Source organism: uncultured Streptococcus sp. (assembly GCF_963545685.1).
Classification (GTDB): Bacteria; Bacillota; Bacilli; order Lactobacillales; family Streptococcaceae; genus Streptococcus.
Genome location: NZ_CAUUKN010000064.1, coordinates 1 through 6,538, shown reverse-complemented (window position 1 = coordinate 6,538; position 6,538 = coordinate 1). Strand labels below are relative to the sequence as shown.

8 protein-coding genes are annotated in these 6,538 nt (G+C 39.3%); 6 read left to right on the top strand and 2 right to left on the bottom strand.

All coding sequences use genetic code 11. The features are described from left to right. Window positions 1-108: 108 nt before the first annotated feature. Window positions 109-597: a hypothetical protein gene (locus tag RWZ99_RS08430; protein WP_164376553.1), complete on the top strand. Its 489-nt coding sequence runs from the start codon at window positions 109-111 to the stop codon at window positions 595-597. 76 nt (window positions 598-673) lie between these two features. On the opposite strand, the gene RWZ99_RS08425 is transcribed toward RWZ99_RS08430, so the two are convergent. Continuing rightward, window positions 674-850: a DUF3042 family protein gene (locus RWZ99_RS08425; protein WP_024009934.1), complete on the bottom strand. Its 177-nt coding sequence runs from the start codon at window positions 848-850 to the stop codon at window positions 674-676. A gap of 75 nt (window positions 851-925) precedes the next feature. On the opposite strand from RWZ99_RS08425, the gene miaA reads away from it, so the two are divergent. The 4 genes from miaA to RWZ99_RS08405 all read left to right on the top strand — a co-directional run bounded on the left by miaA (window position 926) and on the right by RWZ99_RS08405 (window position 4,385). Further along, entirely contained in the window at window positions 926-1,822 is an 897-nt protein-coding gene (miaA, locus tag RWZ99_RS08420) for a tRNA (adenosine(37)-N6)-dimethylallyltransferase MiaA (protein WP_314678002.1), read from the top strand. Window positions 1,823-1,869: 47 nt separating this feature from the next. Next, the gene (locus tag RWZ99_RS08415) at window positions 1,870-2,370 is read left to right on the top strand and encodes a GAF domain-containing protein (protein WP_314677999.1); all 501 of its coding nucleotides are present in this window, start codon (window positions 1,870-1,872) and stop codon (window positions 2,368-2,370) included. Then, window positions 2,370-4,022, top strand: a complete 1,653-nt coding sequence (dnaX, locus tag RWZ99_RS08410) for a DNA polymerase III subunit gamma/tau (protein WP_314677997.1) — start codon at window positions 2,370-2,372, stop codon at window positions 4,020-4,022. The genes RWZ99_RS08415 and dnaX overlap by 1 nt, the downstream gene beginning before the upstream one ends. A gap of 177 nt (window positions 4,023-4,199) precedes the next feature. Then, on the top strand, window positions 4,200-4,385 hold the full coding sequence (locus tag RWZ99_RS08405) for a DUF3272 family protein (protein ID WP_314677996.1): 186 nt from the start codon (window positions 4,200-4,202) through the stop codon (window positions 4,383-4,385). On the opposite strand, the gene birA is transcribed toward RWZ99_RS08405, so the two are convergent. Beyond that, window positions 4,372-5,310, bottom strand: a complete 939-nt coding sequence (gene birA, locus RWZ99_RS08400) for a bifunctional biotin--[acetyl-CoA-carboxylase] ligase/biotin operon repressor BirA (RefSeq protein ID WP_314677994.1) — start codon at window positions 5,308-5,310, stop codon at window positions 4,372-4,374. The genes RWZ99_RS08405 and birA overlap by 14 nt on opposite strands. Before the next feature lie 279 nt (window positions 5,311-5,589). On the opposite strand from birA, the gene metK reads away from it, so the two are divergent. Continuing rightward, on the top strand, window positions 5,590-6,538 hold a 949-nt coding region (gene metK / locus RWZ99_RS08395; protein WP_314677992.1), incomplete at its 3' end, for a methionine adenosyltransferase.

The window sequence follows — 6,538 nt, the reverse complement described above, 5'->3', positions numbered from 1 at the left end:
ATTTTTGAAAATACAAAAAGACAAACGCCAAAAATGACGTTTGTCTACGTTCTGATATATATATATATATAATAATCTTGTAATTTTTTATAGAAAAAGGAGATTATTGTGAAACAAACCTTCATTACTTCCTATCTAACATTTTATCTTAAAGCATCTGTAGCACTTGAAGGAGATTTTATCAAGACATCAAACCCTAACACTATTTTGAAAGTTATTCCTCTTGGAGCTCAGAATAAAACGATTCCAGTGGATCATATCTCAAGTGTTGATGATTCATTCAGATTAGATTTTAAATCTTTTGCATGGGGGATTATCTTTGCTCTAGTTGGCTTTAATATGATGGGTTCATCTATTTTAGGAGGATTAATCCTAGCTGCTTATGGTATTTTGACTGTATTAAGTGCATTCCAGACTCTTTTGATTTTAAATCTAACTTCTGGAGGTGCACATGTATTGAGTGTTGTTGTATTTGAAAAGTCAAAACTTTTGACTTGCAAAGAAACAATTGAAAGTCTAATTCAACATCGTTACAATAATACAAATGTGACAGCTAATACTGACCGAGTTATTGAAGCTTTAAATAATAATAAGTAAACTGGTTTCATAAGTCTCTTTAAAAGAGGCTTTTTTATTGCGTTATAAAAAAACCAGGTTTCCCTGGCCATAACTATTAGCGACTTACACGACGGCGAGCTGCTTTTTTACGGTTTTCTTCGATGAAAGCCAATTTCTTTTCTTCTGGTTCGATGATTGTTTTCTTAACTGCGAAAACAGCTCCTGCTACAGTAGCAGCAGTTCCGAGAACGCCAGTAGCGACACCTTTAGCAAATGAATGTTTTTTAGCCATGAGACTATCCTCCGTATATGTTATAATATGCTTATATTATCTAAAAAAATATCTAGAATAGCAAGTGAAAACATTATGAAAACCAAACTTATTGTAGTAGCTGGACCTACTGCTGTGGGAAAAACGGTGCTTGGAATTGAATTGGCTGAGCGTTTTAATGGAGAGATAATCTCGGGAGATAGTCAGCAGGTTTACCGACAATTGAATATAGGAACTGCAAAGGCCACTCCTGAAGAACAAGCAGCAGCTGTACATCATTTGATTGATGTCCGTGATGTTGATGAGTCCTATTCAGCCTATGATTTTGTGACAGAGGCGCAGACTGCCATTACTGATATTGTTAGTCGTGGCAAGTTGCCTATCATTGTAGGGGGAACAGGGCTTTATTTACAGAGCCTTTTAGAAGGTTATCATCTCGGGGGACAAGTTGACCAAAGTCAGGTTTTAGCCTACCGTTCAGAACTAGAGCAATTATCTGATCAGCAGCTTTTTGATAAGATTGATAGCTTAGGTATAGAGATTAAAGAGATAAACCGTCGTCGTGCCATTAGGGCGCTTGAACTATATCGTTTTTCGGACAATCCTGAAAATACAGAGACAGCTTTTGATCCTTTTATTATCGGCTTGGATGATGAACGCTCCTTAATTTATGACCGCATTAATACACGCGTTGACAAGATGGTTGACCTTGGGCTCTTGGAAGAAGCTAAATGGCTTTATGATAATTATCCTGAGGCTCAGTCATCACGTGGAATTGGCTACAAGGAATTATTTCCTTATTTTTCTGGGAAACAAACTTTAGATGAGGCCTTAGAAAAACTCAAGCAAAATACCCGTCGATTTGCAAAACGTCAATTAACCTGGTTCAGAAATCGCATGACGGTTAAGTTTTATCAGATTTCTAGTCCAGATTATCCTGAAAATGTTATACAAGATCTTGCTTTATTTTTAAATGAACAGGAAGGAGAATAGTAGGTCGATTTTAGTGTTCGGGGCCTATCTTTGCTATAATGGTAGTTATGACTAACGAAGAAAAAAAATTAGCGTATGAATTAATGCTTGCTCAGGCTAAAGTGCTATTTGCTAATGAAGACAACGCATTGGCTAATTTTTCCAATGCCTCAGCTCTTTTAAATACAACTCTGCCGAACTCTGTGTTTACAGGCTTCTACCTGATGGATAATATCAAAAATGAGCTAGTCCTTGGTCCTTTTCAAGGTAATGTCTCTTGTGTTCGAATTGCCTTAGGTAAGGGAGTTTGTGGCCAGTCTGCGGCAGAAAATAGAACCTTGATTGTCCAAGATGTCACTAAACACGCCAACTATATTGCCTGTGATTCTGCTGCTCGAAGCGAAATTGTCGTCCCTATGGTGAAGGATGGTATATTAGTTGGTGTTCTTGATTTGGATTCTCACCAAGTAGGAGACTATAACCAGGTGGATCAAGATTATCTGGAAGCATTTGTCAAAATATTACTTGAGAAAACTGATTTTACATTTGGAATGTTTGAGGTAAACTAATGTACCAAGCCCTATACCGAAAATACCGTAGTCAAACCTTTGGCGAGATGGTTGGTCAAAAAGTGATTTCAACCACGCTAAGACAGACGGTAGAGTCAGGCAAAATCAGCCATGCCTATCTCTTTTCTGGACCACGTGGTACCGGAAAAACCAGTGCGGCTAAGATCTTTGCCAAGGCTATGAATTGCCCTAATCAAGTTGATGGTGAGCCATGTAACCAATGTGATATTTGTCATGATATTACAAATGGGAGTCTTGAAGATGTTATCGAGATTGATGCGGCTTCAAATAATGGCGTAGATGAGATTCGTGAAATTCGTGATAAATCGACCTATGCTCCAAGTCGTGCTACTTATAAAGTGTATATTATCGATGAGGTCCACATGCTTTCGACAGGTGCCTTCAATGCTCTCTTGAAGACTTTGGAAGAACCAACTGAAAATGTTGTCTTTATCCTCGCGACCACAGAGTTACATAAAATTCCCGCCACAATCTTATCTCGTGTTCAACGTTTTGAATTTAAATCGATTAAGCAGGGAGCTATTAAAGAGCATTTGGCTTCAATTCTGGAAAAAGAAGGATTGACTTTTGATGATGAAGCCTTAACCATTATTGCACGTCGTGCCGAAGGTGGTATGCGTGATGCCTTGTCGATCTTAGATCAAGCACTGAGTCTTTCTGCTGATAACAATGTCAGTCAAGCCGTTGCCGAAGAAATCACAGGCTCCATTGGTCTGACTGTCTTGGATAGTTTTGTAGCTAACGTTCGTAATCAGGATACCACACAAGCCTTATCAAATCTAGAAACACTCTTTGATAATGGGAAGTCGATGAGTCGGTTTGCGACTGACCTCTTGGAGTATTTCCGTGATCTTTTGATAGTCAAGGCCGGTGGTGAGAATAGTCATCATAGTCCCCTCTTTGAAGAAAACTTATCTTTGGAACAAGACCGACTTTTCCAATTGATTGATTTGGTAACAAGTGCCCTGCCTGAGATTAAAACTGGGACACATCCAAAAATTTATGCTGAGATGTTGACGATTAAGCTAACTGAGACAGGTGTCCAAGTTAGACAAGACATTCCAGCTAATTTGAAAGAAGAACTTGACAGTCTTCGTCGTGAGGTAGAGAGTCTACGTAAAGCTCTTAAAGAGGGTAAAGTTCAAGGGAAAGTAGCACCGACTCAAAAAGCAAAACCTTCTTATCAGTATAAGGTGGATCGTGAGAAAATCCTTACAATTATGCAAGAAACTATGGAGAATCCCCAAAAATCACGCCAGTGTCTGGATGCCCTAAAGGCAACTTGGCCTGAGATTTTGGATTCTATCAGCCCCCAAAATAGGGCGCTTTTGAACGGGTCAGAACCTGTGCTAGCTAATCAAGAAAATGCTATCCTAGCTTTTAACGCCGCCTTTAATGCCGAACAGGTCATGAAACGAAGCGATCTCAATGATATGTTTGGCAATATCATGAGCTCAGCTGCTGGTTTTTCACCTAATATTATGGCTGTTCCAAAAGCAGAGTTTGAAAAACTCCGCACAGAATTTGCACGAAGCTTAAAATCTAAAGAAGAGTTGGAAAAAGAGGATCGCGAAGAGTACATTCCTCAAGAACTCGAGTTCCTCTCTGATGTAGTAGAAATAGAGGACTAAAAAGGTCCAGTGGACCTTTTTAGGTCCGAGCCCAGAAATGTAGTAGCTAGAGAGAGTCAATCCCCCTACCTTAGATATTTTATGGGTGTGTTTATCTATCTTGAAGGTTAATCTTTCTAACATCTAAAAGAGCCTAGACTGCTTGTCCTAGGCTCTATCTATTGATATAATAATCTTATGATTCAACAAATTTTGTTTATTACACTGGAAACTATTTTTGAAACAGTTTGTTTTAATTACAGTTTACAGCATGGCTATTACTTCTTTACAGCTTTTTTTGGTTATTTACTGATACGCCGCCTTTGGACTACTTATGTTATTTCTCGAATTGCGCGTGCAGCTAACAAGTCTACCAAGAAATAAGGCTAACTTCACCTGCGGTCAGCCATTTATTCTGGCCATCATCAGTAATGACTAGGAGTTGCCCCTTGTCTCCAATTTCTTTGGCAATACCAGTATAAGTTTTTCCAGCTTGTTCAAAAGTCACTTGTTTGTCTAAAACGAGGGACTTTTCTTTATAGACTTTGACTAAGTCCGCAGTGGGAATCGTTAAAAAGAGCCTCCAAATTTCTGAAATGAGCTGGTTTCGCGTGATTGTTGGATGCTCATTTTGGAAAAGACTGGTTGCTTTAGTAGCTAGTTCTTTAGGAAAATCGCTAATAGAAAAATTAAGTCCCACACCTATAATGACATCTGTAATACGTCCAGATTCGATAGAACTAATGGCTTCGGTAAGAACACCGGCCATTTTTTTGTTTTTCAGATAGATATCGTTGACCCATTTGATGTCTGTATCTATTCCTGTAAGGCGCTGAATAGCTTTGACAATGGAAGCAGCTACCATCATGGTATAAGGCGGTAACTCACTATAATGACAGTTTGGTTTAAGGTGAATACTCATATAGATACCACCGTGAGGACTTGTATGAAAGTGACGTTCAAAGCGCCCCTTGGCTGCCCCTTGATTAGACGCAAGATAGAGGGCAGGAACAGGATTTTGTTTTTCCATACCGTGTTTAGCATCAAGTTGGGTAGAGGTGGAATCCGAATTGAAGTAGACTGGAATCTTGAGTTGGTTAGAAATCTCTTGAGGAAGAAGGATATCTCCCTTCTCTAAATGGTAGCCTTTCTTGCGGACACTTGTAATGACAACTCCTTGATCCTGAAGTGACTGAATGGCTTTCCAAATGGCTGTTCGTGAGATACCAAGCTCTTTGGCGAGGCTTTCTCCAGTAACAAAATCAGGACTCTTTGCTAATATTTCATAAACACGTTCATAAGTTTTCATATTCTAAGTATAATACAAAAAACAGTAAATTGCTCACCATAAAATATTGATAAGGCTTGATAATTAATAACTATATGACTAGACAAGAAAAACGTGATATAATGGAACTTAGTTATTAAGTCCCGATAAGGCAGCAGTCATCCTAGCTTGGCTGCTGGTTCTTTGTAACTTTTTAACGGCGCCGAGCTCTTTGTGGAGCATAGCGTTTTACCTATTAGAGGGCGGTTAAATCCCGTGCTATCTAATACTATTTTTCATATTAAAAGGGGGACATTTTATATGTCAGAACGTAAACTTTTCACGTCTGAATCAGTATCTGAGGGGCATCCAGATAAAATTGCAGACCAAATTTCAGATGCCATTCTTGATGCGATTTTAGCAGAAGATCCAGATGCCCATGTAGCAGCAGAAACAGCTGTTTATACTGGTTCTGTCCATGTATTCGGTGAGGTTTCTACAACAGCTTATGTGGACATTAACCGTGTGGTTCGTGATACTATCGCTGAAATTGGTTATAACAATGCAGAATACGGCTTTGCAGCAGAATCTGTTGGGGTTCACCCATCATTGATTGAACAATCTCCAGATATTGCTCAGGGTGTCAATGAAGCACTTGAAGTTCGCGGAACTGGTGACCAAGATCCACTAGATCTTATTGGAGCAGGTGACCAGGGTCTTATGTTTGGTTTCGCTATTGATGAAACTCCAGAATTGATGCCACTTCCAGTTAGCCTTTCACATAAATTGGTTAAAAAATTGGCGGATTTACGTAAATCTGGTGAGATTTCTTACCTTCGTCCAGATGCTAAATCTCAGGTTACCGTTGAGTATGATGAAAATGATCAACCTGTACGTGTTGATACAGTTGTTATTTCAACACAACATGATCCTGAAGCGACTAACGACCAAATTCGTCAAGATGTCATTGAAAAAGTCATTAAGGCAGTTATTCCTGCAGAATACTTGGATGAAGATACCAAATTCTTTATCAACCCAACAGGTCGTTTTGTAATCGGTGGCCCTCAAGGAGACTCAGGTTTGACGGGTCGTAAGATCATCGTGGATACTTATGGTGGTTATTCACGTCATGGTGGTGGTGCCTTCTCTGGTAAGGACGCTACTAAGGTTGACCGCTCAGCTTCCTATGCAGCTCGCTATATTGCCAAGAACATTGTAGCTGCTGGTCTTGCTAAGAAAGCAGAAGTACAATTGGCTTACGCTATTGGTG

Coding starts and splice junctions, on each gene's coding strand:
- RWZ99_RS08425 (WP_024009934.1), bottom strand. CDS start 850: ATGGCTAAAAAACATTCATTTGCTAAAGGTGTCGCTACTGGCGTTCTC.
- miaA (WP_314678002.1), top strand. CDS start 926: ATGAAAACCAAACTTATTGTAGTAGCTGGACCTACTGCTGTGGGAAAA.
- RWZ99_RS08415 (WP_314677999.1), top strand. CDS start 1,870: ATGACTAACGAAGAAAAAAAATTAGCGTATGAATTAATGCTTGCTCAG.
- dnaX (WP_314677997.1), top strand. CDS start 2,370: ATGTACCAAGCCCTATACCGAAAATACCGTAGTCAAACCTTTGGCGAG.
- RWZ99_RS08405 (WP_314677996.1), top strand. CDS start 4,200: ATGATTCAACAAATTTTGTTTATTACACTGGAAACTATTTTTGAAACA.
- birA (WP_314677994.1), bottom strand. CDS start 5,310: ATGAAAACTTATGAACGTGTTTATGAAATATTAGCAAAGAGTCCTGAT.